Annotated in this window: 20 protein-coding genes, 2 pseudogenes and 1 CRISPR repeat array; of the genes and pseudogenes, 14 read left to right on the top strand and 8 right to left on the bottom strand. The window is 42.6% G+C overall.

Annotated features, from left to right (window positions below; genetic code table 11):
- Window positions 1-45: 45 nt before the first annotated feature.
- The 11 genes from ACM0OZ_RS09520 to ACM0OZ_RS09470 all read left to right on the top strand — a co-directional run bounded on the left by ACM0OZ_RS09520 (window position 46) and on the right by ACM0OZ_RS09470 (window position 11,365).
- Complete coding sequence (locus ACM0OZ_RS09520; RefSeq protein ID WP_414582552.1) at window positions 46-558, top strand: hypothetical protein; 513 nt, start codon at window positions 46-48, stop codon at window positions 556-558.
- A gap of 239 nt (window positions 559-797) precedes the next feature.
- Entirely contained in the window at window positions 798-3,203 is a 2,406-nt protein-coding gene (cas10, locus tag ACM0OZ_RS09515) for a type III-B CRISPR-associated protein Cas10/Cmr2 (protein ID WP_414582551.1), read from the top strand.
- Window positions 3,200-3,913 (top strand): RAMP superfamily CRISPR-associated protein, encoded by a 714-nt coding sequence (locus ACM0OZ_RS09510; protein ID WP_414582550.1) that lies wholly within the window; start codon window positions 3,200-3,202, stop codon window positions 3,911-3,913. The genes cas10 and ACM0OZ_RS09510 overlap by 4 nt, the downstream gene beginning before the upstream one ends.
- Window positions 3,910-5,307 (top strand): CRISPR-associated RAMP protein Csx10, encoded by a 1,398-nt coding sequence (csx10, locus tag ACM0OZ_RS09505; RefSeq protein ID WP_414582549.1) that lies wholly within the window; start codon window positions 3,910-3,912, stop codon window positions 5,305-5,307. Before ACM0OZ_RS09510 ends, csx10 begins: the two co-directional genes overlap by 4 nt.
- Window positions 5,304-5,714 carry a hypothetical protein gene (locus ACM0OZ_RS09500; protein ID WP_414582548.1) on the top strand — a complete coding sequence of 137 codons (411 nt, stop codon included), beginning with the start codon at window positions 5,304-5,306 and terminating at the stop codon, window positions 5,712-5,714. Before csx10 ends, ACM0OZ_RS09500 begins: the two co-directional genes overlap by 4 nt.
- A gap of 41 nt (window positions 5,715-5,755) precedes the next feature.
- Window positions 5,756-7,072, top strand: coding sequence for a TIGR02710 family CRISPR-associated CARF protein (locus ACM0OZ_RS09495; RefSeq protein ID WP_414582547.1), 1,317 nt, complete (start codon window positions 5,756-5,758; stop codon window positions 7,070-7,072).
- A gap of 5 nt (window positions 7,073-7,077) precedes the next feature.
- The gene (csx7, locus tag ACM0OZ_RS09490) at window positions 7,078-8,085 is read left to right on the top strand and encodes a CRISPR-associated RAMP protein Csx7 (RefSeq protein WP_414582546.1); all 1,008 of its coding nucleotides are present in this window, start codon (window positions 7,078-7,080) and stop codon (window positions 8,083-8,085) included.
- Window positions 8,086-8,087: 2 nt separating this feature from the next.
- Window positions 8,088-8,708 (top strand): hypothetical protein, encoded by a 621-nt coding sequence (locus ACM0OZ_RS09485; RefSeq protein WP_414582544.1) that lies wholly within the window; start codon window positions 8,088-8,090, stop codon window positions 8,706-8,708.
- A gap of 31 nt (window positions 8,709-8,739) precedes the next feature.
- Window positions 8,740-9,765, top strand: coding sequence for an RAMP superfamily CRISPR-associated protein (locus ACM0OZ_RS09480; RefSeq protein ID WP_414582543.1), 1,026 nt, complete (start codon window positions 8,740-8,742; stop codon window positions 9,763-9,765).
- Window positions 9,762-10,322 carry a hypothetical protein gene (locus ACM0OZ_RS09475; RefSeq protein ID WP_414582542.1) on the top strand — a complete coding sequence of 187 codons (561 nt, stop codon included), beginning with the start codon at window positions 9,762-9,764 and terminating at the stop codon, window positions 10,320-10,322. The genes ACM0OZ_RS09480 and ACM0OZ_RS09475 overlap by 4 nt, the downstream gene beginning before the upstream one ends.
- 2 nt (window positions 10,323-10,324) lie before the next feature.
- Entirely contained in the window at window positions 10,325-11,365 is a 1,041-nt protein-coding gene (locus ACM0OZ_RS09470; protein ID WP_414582541.1) for an RAMP superfamily CRISPR-associated protein, read from the top strand.
- Between the two features lie 44 nt (window positions 11,366-11,409).
- Here the strand turns inward: ACM0OZ_RS09470 and ACM0OZ_RS09465 are convergent, their stop codons facing one another.
- Window positions 11,410-12,597: an RNA-guided endonuclease InsQ/TnpB family protein gene (locus tag ACM0OZ_RS09465; protein WP_414582540.1), complete on the bottom strand. Its 1,188-nt coding sequence runs from the start codon at window positions 12,595-12,597 to the stop codon at window positions 11,410-11,412.
- A gap of 67 nt (window positions 12,598-12,664) precedes the next feature.
- Between ACM0OZ_RS09465 and ACM0OZ_RS09460 the strand changes: the two genes are divergently transcribed.
- On the top strand, window positions 12,665-13,309 hold the full coding sequence (locus tag ACM0OZ_RS09460) for a hypothetical protein (RefSeq protein WP_414582539.1): 645 nt from the start codon (window positions 12,665-12,667) through the stop codon (window positions 13,307-13,309).
- Between the two features lie 138 nt (window positions 13,310-13,447).
- Entirely contained in the window at window positions 13,448-13,954 is a 507-nt protein-coding gene (locus tag ACM0OZ_RS09455; RefSeq protein WP_414582538.1) for a hypothetical protein, read from the top strand.
- Window positions 13,955-13,998: 44 nt separating this feature from the next.
- Window positions 13,999-15,409: direct repeats of the CRISPR family, unit length 37 nt; unit sequence GTTTCCGTCCCCTTGCGGGGAAAAGGTAGTCTACGAC.
- A gap of 330 nt (window positions 15,410-15,739) precedes the next feature.
- Here ACM0OZ_RS09455 and cas2 read toward each other — a convergent pair.
- The 3 genes and pseudogenes from cas2 to ACM0OZ_RS09440 all read right to left on the bottom strand — a co-directional run bounded on the left by cas2 (window position 15,740) and on the right by ACM0OZ_RS09440 (window position 17,779).
- Window positions 15,740-16,024: a CRISPR-associated endonuclease Cas2 gene (cas2, locus tag ACM0OZ_RS09450; RefSeq protein ID WP_041035283.1), complete on the bottom strand. Its 285-nt coding sequence runs from the start codon at window positions 16,022-16,024 to the stop codon at window positions 15,740-15,742.
- A pseudogene (gene cas1 / locus ACM0OZ_RS09445) lies at window positions 16,021-16,515 on the bottom strand (CRISPR-associated endonuclease Cas1); the annotation flags it as partial. The gene cas2 and the pseudogene cas1 (ACM0OZ_RS09445), both read right to left, overlap by 4 nt.
- A gap of 30 nt (window positions 16,516-16,545) precedes the next feature.
- A pseudogene (locus ACM0OZ_RS09440) lies at window positions 16,546-17,779 on the bottom strand (RNA-guided endonuclease InsQ/TnpB family protein).
- 71 nt (window positions 17,780-17,850) lie between these two features.
- Here ACM0OZ_RS09440 and ACM0OZ_RS09435 point away from each other — a divergent pair.
- Entirely contained in the window at window positions 17,851-18,006 is a 156-nt protein-coding gene (locus tag ACM0OZ_RS09435) for a hypothetical protein (RefSeq protein WP_414582536.1), read from the top strand.
- A 45-nt stretch (window positions 18,007-18,051) separates the two neighbouring features.
- Here ACM0OZ_RS09435 and cas1 (ACM0OZ_RS09430) read toward each other — a convergent pair whose 3' ends face one another.
- The 4 genes from cas1 (ACM0OZ_RS09430) to ACM0OZ_RS09415 all read right to left on the bottom strand — a co-directional run bounded on the left by cas1 (ACM0OZ_RS09430) (window position 18,052) and on the right by ACM0OZ_RS09415 (window position 24,005).
- Window positions 18,052-18,498: a CRISPR-associated endonuclease Cas1 gene (gene cas1 / locus ACM0OZ_RS09430; protein ID WP_414582535.1), complete on the bottom strand. Its 447-nt coding sequence runs from the start codon at window positions 18,496-18,498 to the stop codon at window positions 18,052-18,054.
- Between the two features lie 83 nt (window positions 18,499-18,581).
- Window positions 18,582-19,721: a CRISPR-associated endoribonuclease Cas6 gene (cas6, locus tag ACM0OZ_RS09425; protein ID WP_414582534.1), complete on the bottom strand. Its 1,140-nt coding sequence runs from the start codon at window positions 19,719-19,721 to the stop codon at window positions 18,582-18,584.
- Between the two features lie 186 nt (window positions 19,722-19,907).
- Window positions 19,908-22,844, bottom strand: coding sequence for a GAF domain-containing protein (locus ACM0OZ_RS09420; RefSeq protein ID WP_414582532.1), 2,937 nt, complete (start codon window positions 22,842-22,844; stop codon window positions 19,908-19,910).
- Window positions 22,845-23,216: 372 nt separating this feature from the next.
- Complete coding sequence (locus ACM0OZ_RS09415) at window positions 23,217-24,005, bottom strand: tryptophan-rich sensory protein (RefSeq protein WP_414582531.1); 789 nt, start codon at window positions 24,003-24,005, stop codon at window positions 23,217-23,219.
- Between the last annotated feature and the right edge of the window lie 14 nt (window positions 24,006-24,019).

Below are 24,019 nucleotides of genomic sequence, written 5' to 3'. Positions count from 1 at the left end.
AGAATTGGTCTATTACAATCTAAAGTAATGTTTTTGGAGATATACATGGGAATTCCAGACAAAATAAAACCAATAAATAACTCAACTGACGCAACTATTCAAGATACACGAGACGAGCGAGTTTGGAAACAAGGACAGTCAATGACAATCTATTACTACGGAAAGACTCCAGGAAGACAGTCAACAAGCCAAAACTCCTGGGTAGCATTTTATTGCAAAAATCAACACAACGCTTTGTTTCAAGCGGGCGGACAGTCATTGAACTGGGTAACTATACCAGGAATACCGCAAGCAACGCAGACTAAAAGCATAGAGTTTATTATCTTGCCTGTAGCATCGGTACAAGTGCTACCTCAAAATCAAGAATCTACCGCCTCAAACCAGGATTCCTCAATAAATAAGATTAATGCTGTTAACTCAGTTGCAAAATCAACTGAGAATGTTTTGATACGCCTAATTGAAGCCCTATGCAAGAATCCAGAGTTTAATCTAGACTTTGCTCTAGTTTGCAAACGTATTGGCTTGGAGTGGAAATGGAAAGCAGAGTTAAAGTTATAACAGACTCTAACAAGAGGGTTTTGATTTAGTTGAAGTCAAAACTTGTTAAGAATTATCTGACTGACACTAAAGCCCCATAAGGCTCTACGCAGATTCATACTGGTGGAAGACCCCTATTCCACCAGTATGACATAATAGCAGTCGATAAAAAGCGACTTGGACTTATGAGTGTACTCACGCCCGTATTATGTCTGGACAGAAGTGGACTGCAAACTATTGAAAGTTTGAGATAGTAAATTATGACAAATTCTCAACACAGCATCACAACGGCAATTAGCTGGTGTTTAGCTTGGGGAGACAAGCGAGAACCCAAGTTTGATATAGCTGTTTTACAGCAGATGCGACAAGCTTTGAATGATGGGAAAGATGTTCCAGAAAAAGTGCGTATCCTTGTCGAACAAGTGCAAGAACTACAAAAGTTGAAATTTCCCGAAACACTAGAAGAACTAAAGGAGTTTACAGAGAAATATCCTACATTATGGCAATCTCAAATTGGCTTAATTTATGGTGGTGCAACTAAGATAAAGCAATATGTATTTGAAGCGGCTAAACTTCAAGATATTCGCGGTGCTTCTGCGCTACTCGATAGAATTAACTTAGTTGATTTGCCTGCTTTTTTTAGTTGCGAGCAGCATCCAGATTATCCCCAGTGTCAACAAGCGTCAGATTACTGCAAACAAGTTAGAGAAGATTGGTTAGATAAAACAGAGAATTTTCCTCAGCTTTCAAAAGCACTGATTCCAGAATTAATTATTTACTCTACAGGTGGAAATATCCTGGCATTTTGTCCGGCTGACTTTGTAGATGATTTGGCTAATGCTATTGAAAAACGTTATACACAACAAACTTTAACAGCTAATTCCTGTGCTGTTGGAGCAAATTTTAAGCCTTTAGAAATTCGCTTTGGGTTGTTACCAGATAAAATTGACAGTGAGACATTTTGGTTAGAAAAATATCGGAATAATCTAGAAAATCCATTAATCAAGGCTTACTTTGAGCAACCTGATACATCTGCAGAAGAAGCTTTCCAAGAACGTAAGACATTCAATGAATTGGCTGGGAAGCTAGCATCTGAATTTAATCAGCGGCGGAATGGTAATAGTTTACAAGGAAGCGATAGAGCTTTGCGTTCTCATCCACCCATGTTTGAAACCCATCCTTATCTAAGACGAGATGAGGGCGATCGCCGTTCTGCTGTGATACAAGCTAAAAGTTCTCCCGACGATCCAAGCCAAGGACTTCCAGGCGATCCTTGGTTTTCTGAAGCGTCAGCTCGTAAGAGAGTTATAGGACAGATAGCTAAAAGAGATGATAGTTCTCAACAATGGTATGAACAGGCAGGTTTTGAGTGGGAACCTGGTGAAAAAGCTATCGACAGTTGGGTTAATAAATTTGAGAGATTTCTATACGAAACTCCACACAAATATTACGGCAAAATCCGTTCAGAAAATCTTCATCCTAGCCGAGTCAAAGAGGCTCGTTCAGTAAGAGAAATTGCTGATGCTAGTCATCCTTCTGGTTTTGTTACCTATATTTATGCAGATGGTAACAACATGGGTGGATATATTCAGAAAGAAATCAAAAACCCGAAAGACTACCAGCGTTTTAGCCGAGATATTTTTGATGCTACAGAGAAATGTGTTTACGCTGCTTTAACAAAACATCTTCAACCTCATAAATTAAATCCCAATTTGCAATCTGAAAGAAACAGTACAAAAGAAGTTTGGATTCATCCCTTTGAAATTTTGACTATTGGGGGGGATGATGTGATGTTGATTGTACCAGCGGATAAGGCTTTGGCTATTGCCCAAACTATTGGTGAAGAATTTGAAAATGAACTTTTGCGTAAAGGCGATGCTCCAGTAGGGAGCCACCCAAAGGGTGAACGCTACAAATCAGGTAAGAATTATAATCCGCAACTAGTGCATCGTTATCAGGGAAAAGGTTATCAGGGAAAAGAACCACCTTCCGGTAAGAATCAATGCAAGTTGAGTATGTCAGTAGGAGTGCTGATTACCGCTGAAGATACACCAATTTACTATGCTGAAAAGCTCACCAGTCAGTTGCTTAAATCTGCCAAAAAGCGCGCAAAAGACCTGAAAAAACAAGATTACTACAGTGGAACAGTGGACTTTTTGGTGATGAAAGCTGTAACAATGATTTCTTCAAATATAAGCGAATTCCGCTCTCAGGGATTAACCAAATCTGGACTGGGACAGCAAAAACTCAAACTATATGCAGCACCCTACACTTTACATGAATTAAGTGGACTTTTGGAAACTGCTAAGGCATTAAAAGCAGCAGATTTTCCCAAGTCGCAACTCTACCAAATCCGCAGCTTGTTAGAACGGGGTAAACAGACAGCTATGCTCAATTATCGCTATTTCCGAGTGCGGTTGGCTGACAAACAAGCGCAGGAATTACTCAGAAAACAGTTTGAAGAAGCATGGTGTAAGCCTAAAGATCCAAAAAATAATGGTAACCTTGCACCCTGGATGTCTTTGAAAGAAGACAAGGAAAACGCTCTTGAGAAAGTGACTTACGAAACTATCTGGCGTGAGTTGGTAGATTTATACCCGTTCATTGAAAAACCACAAAACCCATCAACTCGTCCCGAATCACAGCAACAGACAGTGCAATCATGATTTCCTTGCAAACTTTAACCGAAAATCCGGTCATAACAATTTCCTTAACAGCAGTCATTGATACTGCATTATGTATTGGTGCTGGTGGTTCTGATGGTTCTCTTGCAGATAAACCCATCGTCCGCAATGCGAGAAGACAACTACTGATTCCTGCTTCGCAACTCAAGGGGAGACTGCGCCATGAATGCGAAAAGCTGGCGAGGGGATTAGGATGGCAAATTTTTGAATCACCTGGTGCAGAAACACTTTGTCCTAGAGAAGAACAAGTAGAAAGCCAGTTCCGACAAAGATATCAAGTTGCAGGTTACAAAGGCTATCACTGCCTAATTTCTCAGATATTTGGTAATCCTATACTGCCATCACGAATTGTAGTGCATGACTTGATTTCCCATCTAGAAGCAGAGGATTTACCAGAAGTACTACGTCCTGGTGTTACTATAAACCGCCGTCGCCGCATAGCAGAAGACCAAAAACTCTACTTTCTAGAGACTTCCCCACCTCATAGTCAATTGGAATTTTCAGGGGAAATTCATCTGTTACCAAACTGTCCACCATACGCCAAGGCTTTGATTTTAGCAGGCTTGCAGCATATTCACGCCCTAGGCGGGAGTAAATCTGTTGGGTTGGGTTGGCTGAGATGGAAAGAACTCGAAACACTCCCAATAGATGATTCAGCCTGGGAGAAACTACTACCGGAGGCTAAGTCATGAAGCGGATTAAATTAGAGATTACAACTTTGTCTCCGTTAGCGATCGCCGGGAAAAAACCCGGTTCTGTCAGTGAAGTTGAAGATCATATTCCAGGTTCAGTGATTCGAGGAGCGATCGCATCTCAAATTCTACAACTCTCTAACCAGCAAACACCAGGCATAGCGGAACAAAACTTAACAACAGGCGGCGGTGACTTTGAAGCATTGTTTTTGGGTGATGAACCTGCCATTTTTCAAAATGCTTATCCAGCCGTAGCTAAGATTGCAGATGAGTTTAATTTTACTAAAAAGAATTCTACAAAAAAGAAGCCAGACTTAATTTCCCAGGTTGTGACTGATGAGGTAATGGTTCTACCCGCAACAGCCGTAAGTTCTAAAACAAACTCAGGTTTTAAACCCAAAGGTAACGGAGTTTTTGATACTCTGATTGACCGCTTCTGTGCAGATGCATATAATTTTCCTTACGACCCTAGCGATCCAAAATCTCTAGAAGACAAAACAGATGCGCGGGTTGAACCTTTTGGCGGCTTCTACAGCAAAACTAACGAGAAAATTAACGATAGTGAAATTAAATATCAATATCGCAGTCATTCTACTAGCACTCGCTTCCTAACAAGGGTAGGAATTAACCGCCGACGCGCCACATCTGAGGATGATATTCTCTACAGCATTGAAGTTTTAAATGAGTCATTTGTAGAAAATCCCCAAGCAGGATCTAAAAACTGGAATCCCGTTGTTTACCGCAGTGCAATTCTAGTTAAAGACGCAGAGTTAGCCAAGTCTCTAGAAAATTTCATCAATCAAAATTCTCATCTCTTTCGTTTAGGTGGAGCAACTTCGCGGGGTCTAGGAAAGGTTACAATCAAAGCAGAAGTTGAAGATGCTTCAGCAGATATCGAAGCTAGAATCAGTAAATTTAAAAATAAACTTCAGCAACGCTGGGAACGTTGGTCAGTTTTTGGTAAGCCAGAAATAAATCCGTTAGAAAATCGTACCTATTTCACCCTTGATCTGCAAGCCGATGCCATTCTCACAGAAAATTGGCGACGCACCACAGTCATTTCACCTACTATGCTGTGTCAATTTGTAGGTTTAGATAATGAATTCTCGCGGCTGAATGCAGAAGATCAAGACAATTTTCTCACATTAGAAGTAGCCTACAGTAGCTATAACTATCGTTCTGGTTGGAATGCAGCTTGGGGGTTAATGAAAGATATAGAATTAGTCACTAACAGAGGCTCTGTCTATTTATTTAGCACAAATGAAGGAGATTTATGGATGGATAAATTAAAGGAATTGGAACTGAAAGGAGTAGGCGATCGCACTTGTGAAGGTTTTGGTCAAGTACAAATTTGCAACCCATTTCATCTTGTCATGCGAGAGGAGGCAGTATGATACCTATAGAATCAAAAACAGAGTTACAAGTCCAAAAAGGGATTCGCCAAGCTGAAGATGAACTAGTAATCTGGATTCAAGAAGCTTTAGATAAAGCAAAATATGGCGATTTAGAAGAATCTCAATTTCGTAACTTAGTGCGTGTTTCTGATACGACTGAAAGTGTAGAAGCAATTAAAAACTTCATCCGTTATCAAGTAGGTAGAGATAAGAAATGGGGAAGAGGGAAAGAATCACTAGCTGAGAAAATTATTGAGGATATTGATGGCAATATTAAGAAAAATGCTCAAATAATTGCCGAGTGTTGTCAAACAGATTTTAAACCTATTTGGCTAGAATTGATTCGTCGTTATTTGGGCTATGGCGCACGTCATTTAAAGTATTTACGAGACAAAGATAAACCCTAAATATTGAAATCGCCAAAATTATATAGGAGACAATTAGAATTATGCCAAAAATTCTTTTAGTTACAGTCGGTGGTTCTCACCAACCTATCGTGACTGCTATTGGAGAACTTCAACCTGAGCGTGTTATTTTTCTGTGTTCTGATGGTAGTAAGGGTAGTAAATCCCAAGTCATAGGAGAAGGAACTCCTTGTGAAGTCAGGCGTGGAACTGAAGTCATTGAAAGGCTACCCAATATTCCCAAGCAAGTACAACTAGGCGATCGCTTTCAACCAGACAGAGACGTAATTTTAATTCAAGAACCAGATGACTTATCAGAATGTTATCTGAAAGCTTCATTATATATTCAGAACATTCAAAGACAGTCGCCAGATGCTCAAATTATGGCTGATTATACAGGCGGTACCAAATCTATGTCTTTAGGTTTGGCAATGGCAGCAGTTGATTATCAAGTCACATTATATGTCACTACAGCCACCCGTACAAACATTATTAAAGTTGAAAGAGGACAATTGACGGAACAAGCTAGTGTAGCACCTGTAGTTGCACAGCGTACTATTGAACAATTTGTACCAGTTTTTTTACAACAGTACAATTATCCAGCAGCGATCGCGCAACTAAAGCGACTCCTGTCTTCAATGGTACTACCACCAGATACTAGACGAAAGATTCAAACATTATATGCTTATTGTTCCGGTTTAGATGCTTGGGATCGATTTGAACATAGGGAAGCTTGGTGTTTCTTAGAACCTCAAATGAAAAATCCTGAAATTCAAAAACTAGCCCTATTTCTCAAGCGTGTTATTAACAGTCGAGGACAGATAGATCAAGATTTTGATTCGAGTAACGGTATACAAGGACACGGCTATGAAGTTGTTCAAGACTTACTACGAAATGCCGAAAGGCGTACTGCTCAAGAACGTTACGATGATGCTGTTGGAAGACTTTACAGAGCTTTAGAATTATTAGCTCAGATTCATCTGTTGAAATCTTATGGTATCAGAACAGGTGATGTTAATACTCAGCAACTGCCAGAATATCTGCAAGAGGAATATGAGAAAAAGCGCTCTCCTGATAGGGGAAAAATTGAACTTGGTTTAAGAGAAAGCTATGAACTTTTGAGGAAATTATCTGATAACACTATAGGAAAACTTTATCAGGAAAGTGGAAAAAAAATCCTTAACGGTCTAGAAGTTCGTAATAAATCAATATTAGCTCATGGATTTAAGCCTATTACTGCTAGTGACTATCAGATGGTAAGCGGTTTATTTGTCAATTTCATCCAATCTGCTATTGAGGCTGTTATTCCACCTAGATTGCAATTACAGCCACCACAATTCCCCAAGAACTTTGAAATTTAACCACTATGTTCGACACTTTCAAGAATCGCCTAGAAATTACAGGTACACTAACTACAATAACAGCATTACGTATTAGTGCAGGACGTTCTAGTGAACCCATTGGTTCTGATTTACCTGTGATTAAAGATGCTTTGGGTAATCCGTTAATACCAGGTTCTAGTTTTAAGGGTGCATTACGATCGCGCTTAGAAAGTTTCCTCCGTGGTATCGTTGGAAATAATCGCAAGCTTGTAGCTAACCCAGCTATTGAAGATGAATGGTCGCTCACATCTCGTGAAATTAGAGATATCAAGGAACTCAATTTAGAGCAATTAATAACTTTGCATCAAGTACAAGTCAGGGAAACAGACGATTTTAAAGATTTGTCTTTGGAGGAGATAATAGAGCGCATTATAGAAGATGAATATCTACTACCGGAAAATGAACTCAAGAATCTGAAACAAGAATATAATAATGACTCTGCTTTCACAGCAGTAATTCAACAAAACACAGATTTAGTTTCTCACCTCTTTGGTTCTCCCTGGCTAGCTAGCAAATTCCAAGTGCGGGATTTAACAATAATACCTGACACCTGGTTTGGACAATACCAAGAAAGAGATGGTGTCGCTATTGACAGAGACACCGAAACAGCAGCAGATGGTAAACTCTACGACTTCCAAGTTGTTCCTGCTGGAACGCAGTTTGAGTTTAGGGCTGTGGTGGAAAATGCTGAAGAATGGGAATTGGGACTATTGATGATAGGTTTGCACCAGTTTGAAACAGAACAGGTACCTTTGGGTGGTGGGCGATCGCGTGGTTTGGGTGTTGTTAAGCTGGATATTAACGAGATGCTTTGGTTTGACTATCCCAAAGACCAACCAGAGTTATTACTAGATTATCTCAAAAAATTGGTTATGGGAGATAATAGTGCCTATGAAGATGCACGGGATTTTAAAGACCATTGGGTACAAAAGTTAATTGAACATCTTGAGAGTAAAGCATCTCATAAAAATAACACTGAAGCTAAGAGGTAAATATGGCTTTTAGTAGCTACAAAACTATTGGTGAAGTTCTCAAAGCATTTCAAGTTATCTACACCGAAGCTAATTTCGTAGGCGAAGTAGAATTTAATATACCTGATTACTTCCGAGAAGATTTAGAAACAATGATGCGGGATGGTGTGGTTGATAACTCAGAGTTTGCTATTTGTGAAAATCTGATTTACCCGGTTTTGAAAGAAGTTTGGAAGCGCTACCGCAGTCATTTCATTTTATGGAGTCATCAATCACTCAATTATGACGAAAAATTATCGGGTTTTCCTGAGTATATTTTGGCTAAACGTTCTCCTTTAGGAAAAGTAGTATTTGACAAGCCATACTTCATTTTAGTAGAAGCCAAGCAGGACAATTTTGAAGCAGCTTGGGCACAGTGTCTAGCTGAGATGATAGCTGCACAAAGATTAAATGCTGAACTCCCCATAACCATATTTGGCATGACTTCTAATGGCGATCGCTGGCAATTTGGCAAGCTAGACGGAGAAGTATTTACTAGAAATATCACTTTTTACACGATTCAGGAACTAGATAAACTCTTTGCGGCTGTTAATTACATCTTTCAACAGTGTGAGTTGCAGCTAAACAATCTGGTAGCTGCTTAAGATTCCAGATTTTTATCAACTAAATTTAGTCATGCATAAAAGATTTGTTAACCACTGCACGATTGATATAAGCCTCATTCCTGATGGACCAATTCTCATCAAATCTGGTAAAGAAGGAGCAGATCCAACTAAGCCTGATATGGAATTTGTAGAAACTTATCATGCTGGCGGACGTTCTATATATTTACCGGGAAGCAGTTTAAAGGGAGCAATCCGCGCCCATGCAGAACGAATTGTCAGGACTATAGGGAGTGAAAAACGTCCACCAGAAAATACTCAAAAACTTTGGTCTAGTAATCTATTAGACGAAAGAGACAAACAGAATAATCCAAATTTTTATCTTGAAGATTGGAAAAACCGTGAAAAAAAGAAGAAGTTAGAGGAGCGACATCCTCATCCAGGGGCAGAATTATACAAACAATCATGCTTTATCTCTCAAATGTTTGGCAATACTTCCATCGCCAGCCGAGTTAGAATTGAAGATGCTTATCCTAATAAATCTCAACCATTAAAAATTGAAGAACGCAATGGGGTAGCAATTGATCGGGTATTTGGTTCTGTCGCAGTAGGACCATTCAATTATCAAGTTTGCACTGCTGGCGAATTCCACACCAAAATTCATTTGAAAAACTTCACTCTTGCACAGTTAGGTTTAATTGGTTTAGTGTTGCGAGATTTAGATGATGCTTGGTTTGGCTTGGGTTTTGCAAAATCTCGTGGTTTGGGTACAGTACAAGTGAAATTGAATCAAGCCGTTGTGCAATATCCTGGCTGTATTTTATCGGAAGATGAACAGCAAATTTGCGCTATCGGTAGTGAAAAAACATGGTCTAAGACTTTCCTCTTAGGTGCTGGAGAATTTTTAGAACTTCAAGAAGCGCAATCATATGGTTTCCTGACAGAAAAGTATACAGAAGACCGTCAAGATACCCCTGTTGCTGCACAATCAATGGATTTGGGTTTTGGAGTGCAACTTACCTGGCGCTCAGGTACAGTTCATGATTTATTTGAGCGAGCCGTTAAGTCTTGGAGTCGTTTACTGGTGGGGGTAAAATGAAACCTTTTGTGGGTTATAAAAAAGAACCTTTATCAGTATCTCAACTGCTAGAATTAATCGCGCAATTAGCAATTGAACCTAGCTACTATTTCTTACGTTGGACTTACAAAGTTAGTGGAATTGTAGAACAGCCACCCACAAATATTGACTTTCCTATGATTGAGGGACAAATGTTCAATCATGAGTGCGAACTGCGGTGGAAGCACAAGCGCCAAAATACTTATGAAGTGCTGCTGCTCACAATTGCTGACAAGCATGATGATTTTACCCCGGTCAAAGAAACAATTAAAAAAGCAGGGGATGAAAAAGAAGCTTGGAGAATAGAGCCTAATAATCCCCAAATTTTCCCATCCTATGGATATCCCGCTTATGGGTATCGTCCAGATACAACTCGTTTTCCCAAAAAGCTAATTTTCCCCGACAGCTTAGATATTCGACTTAAAGAAGAAGAAATTAAAGAAGAAAAAAACAATAAGCCCAAATTAGCTCAACGTTATTTTATTGATAATGAAACCTCGACTGTGCAATTTGTGGCTTTAACTGTGGAGGTAGCGTAAACATGACTGGAAATCGCCCTCAACGACCTAACCGTGTGGATTCATCGCCTGAACTTGCACCAAAACCTTATGAATTCGTCTCCTTTCCCAAAGAACGCCCCAACTTACAGCGTCCCGTTGGACATCACAAATATTTCAGCGATCGCCTACACGGTACTCTATATCTTACCCTAAAAGTGCAGACATCTCTCCACGTCTCCACTGGGGTAGTTGTCATGGGCAGCGACATTGGCAGTCGCATTCCCCTCATTAAAACAATGGTACAAGGTGCTGACCAAAAGCTCTCAATCCAAGGCAGTTCTCTCAAAGGTTGCATCCGGTCTGTATATGAAGCAATTACCAACAGCACTCTCGCAGTTGTCACCTCAAAGTATGTCAGGGATAATAAGTATCCTACCGAGCGCTTACCTTGTCGCAACAAAGAACAACTTTGTCCAGCGAGTCGGGTATTTGGTGCATTAGATTGGCAAGGGTTGCTGGATTTCAACGATGCTAAGTGTGAAAGTATGGGCTTCGCCACTGGATTTATGCCTTCGCTGTATCGTCCTCGTCCAGAACCAGACAGCGCATACTTTCTTCGCGGTAAAGTAGCAGGTCGTAAATTTTACTACCACACAGTCAGGGCGATTGATAAAGGGCAAAATGCTGGCATTCCCGTACAACAAGCCGCAAGAGAGTATACTTTCAAAACTGTGCTGCACTTCAAGAATTTGCAACCAGAAGAGTTAGGAACTTTATTAATTGTCCTAGGACAAGACCCCAAGCATCCCATCGCCTTGAAAGTGGGTGGTGGTAAACCTATTGGTATGGGGACGATGACAGTCACTGTGGAAAAAATCTTACAAGCACAAAACCTGCAACAGCGCTACTCGTCTTATAATCTCAATGAATCTAACGAAGTTATAGGAGAAGAATTACAAAAAATTATACAAGAAAATATTCAAGCAGCCCACTCGCGCCTGATTCAGAAACCACAACTAGAGGAACTCACAGCCGTACTGCGCTATCCAACCGACCGCGAACCCCCATCTGGAATGTACTAATTTTGACATCCTCACCGCCCTATAAGGGCAGTGATTCCCAAGACTCACGACTTAGGTTTCTGTTTCTTTCCCTTACGGGTATTTTGCAACTGCCCTTTGGACTTATGCCCATCAGGTCTTATGTTCGCTCCACAGACTGTCACGGTGTGTCCCACCGCCAAAATGTTTTGTGCTGCGTTGATGTCCCGGTCATGGTGCGTCCCACAGTTGGGGCAATCCCATTCCCGTACATTCAACGGCAAGCGATCAAGAATGTGACCGCAACTTCCACAGCGTTTAGAACTGGGAAACCATCGGTCAATTTTCACCAAGGTACGACCATACCACTTGGTTTTGTATTCCAACTGCCTAACGAACTCACCCCAACTAGCGTCACTGATAGCACGGGCAAGTTTCAGGTTTTTGACCATGTTCTTAACAGCCAAGTCCTCAACCGCTATCGTTTGGTTTTCACGTACCAGTCGAGTCGTCAGCTTGTGCAAATGGTCAATTCTCGAATCAGAAATTTTGGCTTGAATGCGGGCAACCTTAAGTCTCGCTTTGTCTCGATTTCGAGAACCTTTTTGGCGACGACTAAGAGTTTTCTGCGCCTTTCTCAGTTTGTGGTAGTGCTTGTTAAATCCCTTAGGATTGGCTATCTTCTCACCTGTACTCAGGGTGACGAGACTACTTATCCCAACATCCAGTCCCACGGCAGTGTTAACTGGCTGCAAACTCTGGTCAGATGGATCGTCAATTCGCAAGCTGACAAACCAGCGTCCAGCTATGTCGAGCTTAACCGTGATAGTTGTAGGTTCACAGACTGTTGGCAGATGTCTAGACCATTTAATTGGCAATGGTTCAGAACACTTTGCCAGATAGACCTGTCCATCCTTCCACCTGAATGCGGACTTGGTAAACTCTGCACTGCCGCCATTGCGTTTCTTCTTGAAGTTAGGGTATTTCGCCCTACCTGCAAAGAAATTGCTGAAAGCAGATTGCAAGTGTCTCAAGCCTTGTTGCAATGGTACACAACTTACTTCATTCAAAAACTGGAGGTCATCTTCCTTCTTCCAACCAGTCAACAAAGTAGAAGTTTGAGCGTAATCAATACGCTCTTGCCTTTCATACCAAGCATCGGTTCTCGCTGCCAGAGCTTTGTTAAAAACCAACCGCACACAACCAATTGTTCGACGCAAAAGAGATTCTTGCTCGATAGTTGGGTAAAAACGGTAGCGGTAGGCTTTTTCCATACTTCACATTTTACCACGTTTTTTGTAAAGCCGTCCTAGAAGGACGGGGTTTCTACCCAAATTTCTGATGACTATGGTTGAATTGTCCTCCGAATCCTTGACAGATGCACAGTGGGACATTGCCCATGCGATCGCTCAAAGCCTAGTTAAAGAAGATACAGATGTGAATGAATTAGGGAAGGCGATCGCCTATCTGCGTACTATTGTTAACGAACCAGATGTCACTTCTAGGTTTTTCAAGTACCTGAAAACCCTGGTAAGTAATGGCAGACTAATTGGACACAGTGGCAGAACTACAGATTATTACCGCAGTATCGAGAAAGCTTGTAGTGATTATCTCAAAGGTGTTGGGGATGGTTACACAATACTGCAAATTTTAGGCTGGGTATCTCGCCTGATGCGTTACTACAAAGATGCTGGCGTACCCATTGGAGAAACTACAATTCCCACCCCATCCCCTGTAGAATCAGCACGTCAAGTAGAAATTGCCAAAGTAGTGCGATCGCAAAACTTTCAGGTTGAGCAAATTCTAGAAGCAAAAGTCATCAAAATCAATGGTAACAAGGTGACTTATGAGATTTTGGGGACAATTAAATTAACTGAGAAGGAACCTAAGAAAGCTAGTGTTTTTAAGGAAGGACAGACGGTTCAGGTGAAAATTGTCTCTCTCAGGGAAGACGGGAGTATTAAAAGCGTCAAGGGAAATAATTGAGATAGAGAGAACATTGTAAATACAGCGGAATTCAATTGGATGAAGTACAAATTTATCTGTGTCCATCTGTGTCCATCTGTGGTTCCATAATTCTTTGATGTATTACACCCAGTTGCAAATCGCTATAATTCAGTATTTATGCCCAAAATCCTTTTAGTTACTGTCGGCGGTTCCTTCCAACCTATTGTCACCGCCATCCGCAGTTTACAACCAGAACGCATCATCTTCATCGCCTCCGATGGTGAAAAAGGAAGCAAGTCGCAAGTCATCAGTGAAGGAACGCCTTGTGAAGTACGCCGGGGAACGGAAGTTGTCGAAAGATTACCCAACATTCCTACACAGGTGGAGTTGGGCGATCGCTTTCAACCCCAACGGGATTTGATTCTCGTCCAAAACCCAGACGATTTAGCAGAATGCTATCTCAAAATCCAGCAGTGCATTTGCCATCTCCAGCAGGAAGCACTTGAACATGAGATTCTCGCAGATTATACTGGTGGGACAAAAACTCTATCTGCTGCTTTGGTATTGGCGGCGGTTGATTGCGGGATTTCTTTGTATCTTACTATTGCCACCACGCGGGAAAACTTGGTAAAGGTGGAACGGGGAGAGTTGACGCGACTGGTGGATACGAGTTTTCGCACTTAAGGATTAGCTGAATAAAGACTTAATTAGCCAAAATAGTAATAACTGTTTCCGTCCCCTTGCAGGGAAAAGGTAGGCTACGACACCCGCGAGGTTTCCCGTTACTGTAGAGCTGACCACCAGCTGTTTCCGTCCCCTTGCGGGGAAAAGGTAGTCTACGACTATTCGCCAAGCGATGCGCGACGGCGCGCGCCCGGAGGTGTTAACGTTTCCGTCCCCTTGCGGGGAAAAGGTAGTCTACGACTGGCGCGTTTATAATTTTTCAGTTAAAAACCGCGCCAATGTTTCCGTCCCCTTGCGGGGAAAAGGTAGTCTACGACATGGTCAAACAGCCATTGCTCATTCTCAGGAAAGATTAGGAAGTTTCCGTCCCCTTGCGGGGAAAAGGTAGTCTACGACTTTTGACGCTGTTCAGGAGAAATTGCATTCAAAAAGCGTTTCCGTGCCCTTGCGGGGAAAAGGTAGTCTACGACCCGATTCCTGGCGTGCGAGAGTTCCTCGCGGAAGCTCGCGTTTCCGTCCCCTTGCGGGGAAAAGGTAGTCTACGACTTTTCCGCATTAACGCAATTAATCAAAGCACGAATGTTGTTTCCGTCCCCTTGCGGGGAAAAGGTAGTCTACGACCTGGGATGGGCCATCTCGGTCTTTATCTTCCGTGATCTGCCGTTTCCGTCCCCTTGCGGGGAAAAGGTAGTCTACGACTAGCCTGGCAATGGTCTACCAACTGGAGAGCGAGATAAAAAGTTTCCGTCCCCTTGCGGGGAAAAGGTAGTCTACGACAATGGGCGCCGTGCCCATTGCTGTGCCTCACCAATACAGTGTTTCCGTCCCCTTGCGGGGAAAAGGTAGTCTACGACTGTGGGGTTCCTCCATGCCGTACCCGAACGCAGAATTCATGGTTTCCGTCCCCTTGCGGGGAATAGGTAGTCTACGACGACTAGTTGAAGAATTAACAGTGTTCGACAGAAATGTGTTTCCGTCCCCTTGCGGGGAAAAGGTAGTCTACGACCGAGAGATAGCTGAATCTCTCTAGGAGTCGCCCTTCTATGTTTCCGTCCCCTTGCGGGGAAAAGGTAGTCTACGACTTGTACAGGCTGCTCACGAAGATATTGTCATAAGCGGTCGGTTTCCGTCCCCTTGCGGGGAAAAGGTAGTCTACGACCTTGAGAGCAAAGGCCCAGGGCGTTCTTGAATCTGTTGTTTCCGTCCCCTTGCGGGGAAAAGGTAGTCTACGACGTTGGAAGGACGTTCAAACCCCTTCGGGACTGGAGAGGTTTCCGTCCCCTTGCGGGGAAAAGGTAGTCTACGACCTGAGTGGGTTCCATTCCGTAAGCTCGTTAAAGCAGTGGTTTCCGTCCCCTTGCGGGGAAAAGGTAGTCTACGACGCGGTCTGTCAATCGCTATCGGGCACGGCAAGAACCGTTTCCGTCCCCTTGCGGGGAAAAGGTAGTCTACGACCCTACCTTGTGGAAACTCTTACCATATTTAGTTTTCAAGGTGCAGTTGCGCCAGAGTACTGATACAAATATGTAATTTAATTGTTCAGTATTCATTTTCTGAAACATTTCGCGCCAAAATATGCTTATACAGTTAATTTAACTGCAAAAGTCCAACGAATCAAGACGAAAAAAACTCATTTTCTCTTACAAGCAATATCTCGCTTCTTAATACTTCTAGTATCTCACTGCGTCATGACCACAGATATATTTACAATCCGTTACAATCTTTAGCAGCTTGGTATTGAGGTAGTTTCAGCATTTACATACACGTATGAAAAAACCATAGTCTTTACAAAATTAAATAATCAGGTGGTTCGTAAGGCGGCGCACCACCATAGACTCGCGTCTGTTGCTTTGCTGTTGCATCTAGCGGATAAATCCTGAGATTGTCTTCACTCAACTTGAGTAAAGGCAACCAGTGCTTTTGTAGGTGGTAAGCTAAAATGCTGTCTTCCAACGGACACTCAAAAACTGAATACTGAACTCGCTGACAAGACTGTTCGATTCGCTTTGCCAATTTAGTACGGCGCTTGTCATCAGCCACGTCGTAGCACACCAACCAAAGTTTTGTCATTTGATAACAAACGCCTCATAATCTAAACTTAATTCCATCAAACAGCGTCCCAAACTCCGAGCCTGTTCTAAAATAATTTGGCTCAAACTCAAACGGCGATTTTGTCGCGGATACAAAACTGGATTACGGAACTGCTTTTCTAACTCGCCTAAAAATAATTTTTTCGCCAAACTACCCAACCACACTCCCACCCCATCTGGAGATGATTGGAAATCTTCTGGTGAAAGTAGCTGTGATTGGATAATTGAAATGACAGTTTGGTCTACCACCACTGGTCGAAACTCTTCCATTAAATCCAGCACTAAATTTGGGCGATAAGGTTCTGTAGCATGGAAAAACCCTAGATATGGGTCAAGCCCAGCCTGCAAACAAGCAGAAAACACCCGTGCTAACAATACCCCATATCCCCAACTCAAAAGTGCATTAATCGGGTCTAGGGGTGGACGGCGATTGCGTCCGCTAAAATTCCACTCAGTAGGAAACCAATGTCGTAATCCTTGATATTGACACTCCCCTGGCTATCAAAACTTCGCTGTCGCTCGTTTTGATTTAAAGCCAGGGGATTCTACATTCACCGTCGCCACTTGCTCTACCAGGTTTGCACCAAGCAGCGTAGAGGTTGCGACTCCTGTAGCGTTACTTCGGGATTGCCCATCCCTAGCTTTTGCAAGATTCAGAATATTTATTGCTGCATTCACATCTCTTTGTATCTCGCATCCACAACTACACTTATGGGTACGAGTTGAAAGAGATTTTTTCACAATTGCACCACAATCAGAACACTTTTGAGAAGTCATTCTAGGATTGACCGCAACAACTGTAGTACCTAACTTAACAGCAAAATATTCTAACCAACGACGAAAAAGAGTCCAAGCCACATCATTAATGGACTTAGCTAAACAGTGATTCTAACCCCGTGCCTTTCACATTCAAATTTTCATAGGCGACTAAAGCGTTAGCTTTGCATAAGGTTCGCGCCAATCTCTTGGAATGCTCTGTCCTTTGCCTATTTACTCTTAAATGCTTTCGAGCATATCTTTGTCTTGCTTTACGCCGTTGGTTTTTTCCTTTTTCTTTTTTATATATTTGACGTTGAGCGTGTTTAATGGCTTTTTCAGCTTTACGGAGAAACCTGGGATTTTCTTCATGATGCCCATTGGAATCAGAATAAAAATATTCCAACCCAACATCAAGACCTAGTTCACCATCACCTATTCTTTGTTCAGGCTTGACTTCAATGTTAACTGCAAACTGGCAATAGTATCCGTCGGCTTTTCTAACTAATCGAACTCGTTTGATTGATTTGACAGGATAAGTGTGAATGTCCCACTTTCCTAGTAACTTGATCTCTCCAATACCTTTTTTATCAGTAAAAGTGATGCGCCGTTTTGTGGGATGCAGTGACCATCCACTAGTCTTGTACTCAACCGAACGATTATCTTTTTGGAAACGCGGAAATCCTTTCTTAAGTGCCTTTTTGGATTTACAATTACCGTAAAACCTGTCAATAGCTGACCATGCTCTCTCAGTAGCAGATTGACAAGCCATTGAGTTTAATTCTTTTACAAAACCAAACTCTTTACGCAGCGCTGTTGAGTAGTTGTTCAAAGCAATCTTGTCTACTTTTTCGCCATTGGGTGCATCCATCCAGTAACGAATTGCTTTGTTTCGGATGAATTGAGTAGTTCTAATAGCCTCATCGATAGCTCGATACTGCTGTTGTTTACCTTTAACTTTGTACTCTAAAACCAGCACTGCGGTATCACCTCCTTTATTTACTTCACTCAATTCATGATAACATTAATGCAACGCCAACCAACGCCAATATGAAAACTAAAAGATTAAACGTAAGACTAACTGACCGCAGATACTATAAGCTAGTCTTATTGTCAGCCGAGTTAGACCGAACTATCAGCAGCATGATTGATGAATGGATTGATTCTTTACCTGAGCCGCAAAAAGAAAACATCACTGTAGGCTAAAGCCTACGTTGTGGCTTTCATCCCCTGCCTAAAGGCAAGGGGTTTTCAGCCTACATCCTTATAAGAGGAATAATTACCTATCAAATCAATTGCTTGTGTCAATTCGGCAATTTGTCCTTGAGTCGCACGGTTACGCCGTTGCAGCAGCACCCGTTGGTTACGAACTTTACCCATAACCAATTTCTGTGCCAACGCCATACCAAAGGTGGTTTCCACAAGACGGTACTGTGCTAAACGAATTGTTGGGTTAGTGGAAAAGTGCCCTTGCAGACGTCCGCGAAATTGACCATCTTGGCGAAGAAAAATGGTTTCAATCCCCCGGTCGAGTAGCTGTGCAATAGCAACATCGGTTAATTGCACGCCAGGTAAAACGATGACTAAGCTTACTTCTGCCAAACGGCTATTTTGGGATTGTTTCTGTTTGATAATGACTAGTGACTCGTTGCGATAGCGGACAATCGTTCCTGGTTCCGTAAGATACAATGTGGTCATAGATAATAAAAGAAAAAAAGAAGTCTGTTTTTACTTCTTCCATCTTTATTTATCGTTGGAAAACGCCTTTTCCATTGCCGCCACTAAGAAGTTGGTGAAGGTGGAACAGAGACTGGATTCTTTAAAGCCCGACGCGCTAACTTAACATAAGTCTTCACCGTTTCATAAGGCATCTCTAAGTCTTGTGCCACAACCTGCAACGACTCTCCCATTTCCCGCCGTGCCAATATAGTTGCCCATTTCGTTGCGGTTTCTTCTGCGCGATCGCCACCAGTACGTTTGCGCTGTGCTTTAAAAATATCTGTCAGTTCCTCAACACGTCTTGCCAGCAAGCTTTGCACGTCTGGCACTTCTGGCGCTACTTGCGATGACCAACCTAACCGTGTTTGACCTAACCCAAACGTCGTTTTATGACCAGTACCGCAGTAAGGCGCTAACTTCCCCAAAGCATAAAACAGCTTGCAAAAGTCTGGTTGCTTTGATGCTTCTTTGGTCAAACCAAATTCTATCGCGCCTGTAAATCCTGTAACCGCACCCTTCTTACCTGCTAGTACTTTCGCTGATGTCAGTTGGTGACGGGTAATCAACACATTTTCATCCACCCAAAAAAGAAACGCCTCTTGTTCAACTGGTATCCCCGAAAAGTCATTCCACCGGCGCAGGTAACTGTGAAAGACATTCGTTGGCATTGGCAAGGGGAAGTGATGACCTTTGCGACGAAAGCTTGTGGGACTAGTGAACTTTAGGGTGACTGTTTCACCATGTTCAGAATTAAGGAGTTGAGCATAAGTTGTGGCAGGATGAGCAATTTGACAAGAGCGTATTTGCAAAGGTGCATCCCGCAAATTCAGTTGTGTGGGCAAATTTTGCACCCACTGCAAAAGCCACTGCACAACTCGACTCGATAAAGCGGTAACATACCAGTAATAAGTGGTGTTTGCCTTGAGTTGCACTTCCCGACCGCTACTCACCATTTCTCCATCCAACGCCGAAATGGTGAAGGGTTTTTCCGACTCGCCATCGTGGAGGTAAGCAGATAGTTCCGGTGAGAACGAACGTACTTGGTCAAGAAACCAAGCGTGCAGCCCAATGGTGTACTGAGGGTAAATAGAAACATCTGCTTCGGAGAGTAATTCAAATACCAATCCGACCAATTCTGTATCGGGCGACCAAATTAGGTTAGATTCTGGGGAATTAAGCTTTTTTGGAGTGCGTCGTGGCATGACAAGTTATAAATCCCAATAAATCAGCATATATCCGTATTGAGTACAGCACTTTTGGGAATTATGAGTTCTCACTATTGTATCTCGTTTTGCTCTTTCCATCCCCTTGCGGGGAATAGGTAGTTTGTAACTTTGTAACTTTAACTCGCGATCGCTTCAGAATAAAGTCTTGCGGGGAATACTACTTTAATCACCGTCCTCTTGCAGGTATTGTGCAAATGGTGACAGCTTGTCTAAGGATTTAGCTACTGCCATGACTTGTTCTGAAGTCTTGCTGGCAATATTAGCAACTTCCAGAACAGATTGGCTGGCGGAGGTTGAAGCTTTTGCTTGAACTGGAGCGGTTTGGGCAAGCTCCTCAACCAGTTTTTTCATTTGGTCGGTTATAGTAGCAATTTCATTAAGCTTGAGCTGAGTTTCTTTTACCAATTCAGTCCCAATTCCCACCTGTTCTGCCCCAGACTCCATAGCAGCAATAGCTTCATTGGCTTCTGTCTGAATTTGGGCAATCAGTGATTCTATTTCTGCTTCTGCAATACTCGCGTTCAATTCCTGCACTTGAGAAAGTGCGTTGTCAGCAAGCATTGCCAATTTTTGACCAGTTTCTGGGGTGCGACTTGCTTCAAGTGCTGTATTCATGACTTGCAGCTTAAGTTGAGATGCAATATTACTAATGAGGTTGGCTACCTGGGAGAGCTTTTGGGAAGGTTCGTCTAGACGCTGGACTTTTTCGGCAGCTTCCACAATTGTTGTTTGGATAGCACTGAAGTTGTCTAAAATCGGGTTCATAGACTCATGCCCATCCTGTACTAACTGGCTCAGCCGCTGATCCTGCAGTTCTGCTTGTTGCGCACAAATCAGCATTCTCAAAGCCGAATCAGCTAACGTTTGAATTTGATTGTAGGCATTTGTCACAGACTCCATCTGACTAAGAGCCTCGGTTGAAAGGGTTTGGACAACTGTTTCACTACCTGTAAGCAGTTCTGACACCTGACGCTGGAGTGCTTCTTTTTGTTGACGCTGCTCGCGTTCTGCTGCTTCAGCAATTTCGTACGCCTGCTCTACCTGGTATAAAAGCCTAGCATGGTCGAGAGCAAACCCCACTTGTGTAGCTATCTGGGCAACCAAATCAATCTCATACTGCTGCCAATCACGCGGTGCGGAGCACTGATGTGCAATCAATAAGCCAAATAGCTGCTCATCCTTGAGAATCGGCGCTACCAAATTTGCCTTGACAGCAAACGGTTCGAGTTGACCAATGTAACAATCGCTCAAACCTGCTTCATAAATGTTATTCGTAGCTTGAACTCGACCCGCTTGGTACATTTCTACATAGCTCTCTGCAAAGCAGGGGTCTTTAATTTCGGCTCGCAACGCTTTCGGAAAACCTGGAACAACGGATTCTGCAACCACAGTTCCATACCAGTCGCTGTCAAAGCCAAAAACAACCACTCGGTCAGCGCCCAGTGCTTTGCGAACTTCATTAACGGTGGTTTTGAGGACGTCTTCTTCGTTGAGCGATTCGCGAATGCGGCGCGTTATGTCCCCAAGCAATTGAGTTCGCACACCTTCTGCATCGATTCGCTGAAGCAGCCGCGCATGGTCGAGAGCAAATCCCACTTGCATAGCGATCTGGCTGATCAAATCAATCTCATACTGCTGCCAATCACGGGGTCCGGAGCACTGATGTGCAATCAATAAGCCAAATAGCTGCTCATCCTTGAGAATCGGCGCTACCAAATTTGCCTTGACAGCAAACGGTTCGAGTTGACCAATGTAACAATCGCTTAAACCTGCTTCATAAATGTTATTAGTAGCTTGAACTCGACCTGCTTGGTACTGTTCTATATAGCCCTCTACGAAGCAGGGGTCTTTGATTTTGGCTCGCAACGCTTTCGCAAAACCAGGAACAACTGATTCTGCAACCACAGTTCCATACCAGTCGCTGTCAAAGCCATAAACAACGACTCGGTCAGCACTGAGTGCTTTGCGAACTTCTTCAACGGTGGTTTTAAGGACATCCTCTTCGTTGAGCGATTCCCGAATGCGGCGGGTAATATCTATAAATATCTGAGCTTGATCGGCTTTCGTATCTATCCGTTCTAGCAGTTTAGCGTAGTCGAGAGCAAATCCCACTTGCGTAGCTATCTGGGTGCAGAAATCAATCTCAGCTCGCTGCCATAAGCGTGGTCCGGAACACTGATGTGCAATTAATAAGCCGAATAGCTGGTCGTTCTTGATAATCGGCGCAACCAAATTTGCCTTGACACCAAATCGCTCTAGCAACCCAATATGACAATCACCGAGATTAGCTTTATAAATATCATCAATAGCACGAACACGACCATTTCGGTATTGTTCGACATACCCTCCCTGGAAACAGGGGTCTGAGATTGTCGTCCACAATGTTTTCGGCAAACCAGGGGCTACGGATTCTTCTACAAAGGTTCCATCCAACTTGGAATCGAAACGAAAGATGACCACGCGGTCAATTCTTAAGGCTTTGCGAACTTCTTCAACAGTCGTTCTGAAGACATCTTGTTCACTAAGCGATTGCCGAATACGCTGGGTAATGTTCATCAACACGCGCGATCGCTCAGCTTCAGCTTCTTGTTTCCATAGCAAATCCGGAAGCTGTTCTTTTATTAAGCTGATGTTGCTCTCTAAGACAACCAGCTCATCAATGCTCCTGATGGGAGCGGGAGTACCAACCTCTTGACGTAGGCTATTCACCATACTACTAGAGACTGTTGTCGCGTTCAGGATGGGACGAATGGCGCGATTAGCTAAAAATGCTGCGATCGCACCTGCCAACACTGCCGTCACCCCTGTTTCAATTAACAGAAGTGACAGTAATCTGTCTAGTGCTTCACTTTTTGCTGGACTTGTGGTATTCGTTTGTCTAGATTGGGAAATTTGCTTAGCAGTCAACTGGCTACCAAAGTAGTAAGTGACTGTCCCTACTGCCAACACAGGCAGCATACTGATACCAAGCGCCCAAGCTATTGCCTTAGTTTTCAAGCTCGATTCCTGTCCCTTCTGCTGAGCAACAGGAGACTGTTGAAGATTTTTTGGCTGATTAAATTTTTGCTCCGCTGGCTTTTGAGAAGAAGGCTGAGTCATACACGAAATCTAGTTCTGCTGCAATAATTTATTAAGGACAAAAGTATTGGTCGCTACATCGATTTCCTCAACTAGGGAGGTAGGGTAATGCTGCGTTGGAATTGTTACTAAGTTAAAGGTAGATTAAAAAGTTGCAACCTTGTCCTGACTTTATTTAAGGCTTTTGTGTAGGACTAAAGAAGCGCCACAACTAGGGGTATTAGAGTTTTTACCAAAGGGGCAAAATGGCTCTAAAACTCTTACATGGTTTGCTTTTCACTCCTTAGCCTTTCTGCCTCTCCTCAAGGGTTTGATGTTCCAAATTAATAACTTTATTATATGAGTATTCAATATTATTAAAGTATAATATATTATTATTGTGTGAATTTTGTATTAACCATTCAAAAGCTGTGTGCGCGAGCTTTTTACAAAAATGAGCAAAACAAGCGCAACTGCACATACCAAAGACACTATTCTTAGCGTTGGGTTGTCCCACTGTTTTATGGCGATCGCCACCATTGCCCAAACTGTGACTCCTGTATAAGCAATGTCTCGGCGCTGGACAGTCATGAATGTAGCAACTGCGGCTGCAACTAGCAACATAATCACTGTCCATACTTGGGCAGAAATTCCCCAACCATTCCAACCGACAAAATACAACGCACACGCCACATTAACAATAGTTGCTACACTAATCCACGCTAGATAAATACTGATAGGAATGGTAACGCACCACTTCTTGATACGAGATACAGGATTTGTGCCAATCCCTAACCTTACGTATATACTTATTAGGGGTAGCAAAATTCCTAGCATTGCTACCACTGAAAGTGAAAAAAGCCGGGACAGGAACAGATAAACCCAGATACTTTGGGCAAAACAAGCAATCACCAGCAAGTAGCTTATTTTACGTAAATCGGAATCATGTCTCTGGTTTGGCAAAACTTGGTAGATTCCTAATGCAAAAAGACCAAGGTAAATCAATCCCCAAATAGCAAAGGCGTAATTAGCAGGAATAATCTGCACATTTTTGAACAGAGTATTAGAAATTTCGCCAATATTGAGTCCATTTAAGGGAAAAATGTTCGACACAACGTTGACGACAAAAGCGCCGATAATGGCAGCTAGGGTCACAAGCTGTCGCAGTAAATCTTGGTCATAGCTAGAGTTGGATTGCTGCATAGCTACTATTGCAC

Source organism: Scytonema sp. PCC 10023 (assembly GCF_963920835.1).
Classification (GTDB): Bacteria; Cyanobacteriota; Cyanobacteriia; order Cyanobacteriales; family Nostocaceae; genus Kalymmatonema.
Note: the sequence above shows the minus strand (reverse complement) of the source record. Positions and strands in the feature narration are given on the sequence as shown.

What these genes read in the sequence shown, in the direction of transcription:
- ACM0OZ_RS09460 (WP_414582539.1), top strand. Translation starts at nt 12,665, where the DNA reads ATGACTATGGTTGAATTGTCCTCCGAATCCTTGACAGATGCACAGTGG.
- cas10 (WP_414582551.1), top strand. Translation starts at nt 798, where the DNA reads ATGACAAATTCTCAACACAGCATCACAACGGCAATTAGCTGGTGTTTA.
- cas2 (WP_041035283.1), bottom strand. Translation starts at nt 16,024, where the DNA reads ATGACAAAACTTTGGTTGGTGTGCTACGACGTGGCTGATGACAAGCGC.
- ACM0OZ_RS09465 (WP_414582540.1), bottom strand. Translation starts at nt 12,597, where the DNA reads ATGGAAAAAGCCTACCGCTACCGTTTTTACCCAACTATCGAGCAAGAA.
- ACM0OZ_RS09435 (WP_414582536.1), top strand. Translation starts at nt 17,851, where the DNA reads ATGAAAACTAAAAGATTAAACGTAAGACTAACTGACCGCAGATACTAT.
- ACM0OZ_RS09470 (WP_414582541.1), top strand. Translation starts at nt 10,325, where the DNA reads ATGACTGGAAATCGCCCTCAACGACCTAACCGTGTGGATTCATCGCCT.
- csx10 (WP_414582549.1), top strand. Translation starts at nt 3,910, where the DNA reads ATGAAGCGGATTAAATTAGAGATTACAACTTTGTCTCCGTTAGCGATC.
- ACM0OZ_RS09475 (WP_414582542.1), top strand. Translation starts at nt 9,762, where the DNA reads ATGAAACCTTTTGTGGGTTATAAAAAAGAACCTTTATCAGTATCTCAA.
- ACM0OZ_RS09510 (WP_414582550.1), top strand. Translation starts at nt 3,200, where the DNA reads ATGATTTCCTTGCAAACTTTAACCGAAAATCCGGTCATAACAATTTCC.
- cas1 (WP_414582535.1), bottom strand. Translation starts at nt 18,498, where the DNA reads ATGACCACATTGTATCTTACGGAACCAGGAACGATTGTCCGCTATCGC.
- ACM0OZ_RS09500 (WP_414582548.1), top strand. Translation starts at nt 5,304, where the DNA reads ATGATACCTATAGAATCAAAAACAGAGTTACAAGTCCAAAAAGGGATT.
- cas6 (WP_414582534.1), bottom strand. Translation starts at nt 19,721, where the DNA reads ATGCCACGACGCACTCCAAAAAAGCTTAATTCCCCAGAATCTAACCTA.
- ACM0OZ_RS09480 (WP_414582543.1), top strand. Translation starts at nt 8,740, where the DNA reads ATGCATAAAAGATTTGTTAACCACTGCACGATTGATATAAGCCTCATT.
- ACM0OZ_RS09455 (WP_414582538.1), top strand. Translation starts at nt 13,448, where the DNA reads ATGCCCAAAATCCTTTTAGTTACTGTCGGCGGTTCCTTCCAACCTATT.
- ACM0OZ_RS09495 (WP_414582547.1), top strand. Translation starts at nt 5,756, where the DNA reads ATGCCAAAAATTCTTTTAGTTACAGTCGGTGGTTCTCACCAACCTATC.
- ACM0OZ_RS09420 (WP_414582532.1), bottom strand. Translation starts at nt 22,844, where the DNA reads ATGACTCAGCCTTCTTCTCAAAAGCCAGCGGAGCAAAAATTTAATCAG.
- ACM0OZ_RS09520 (WP_414582552.1), top strand. Translation starts at nt 46, where the DNA reads ATGGGAATTCCAGACAAAATAAAACCAATAAATAACTCAACTGACGCA.
- ACM0OZ_RS09485 (WP_414582544.1), top strand. Translation starts at nt 8,088, where the DNA reads ATGGCTTTTAGTAGCTACAAAACTATTGGTGAAGTTCTCAAAGCATTT.
- ACM0OZ_RS09415 (WP_414582531.1), bottom strand. Translation starts at nt 24,005, where the DNA reads ATGCAGCAATCCAACTCTAGCTATGACCAAGATTTACTGCGACAGCTT.
- csx7 (WP_414582546.1), top strand. Translation starts at nt 7,078, where the DNA reads ATGTTCGACACTTTCAAGAATCGCCTAGAAATTACAGGTACACTAACT.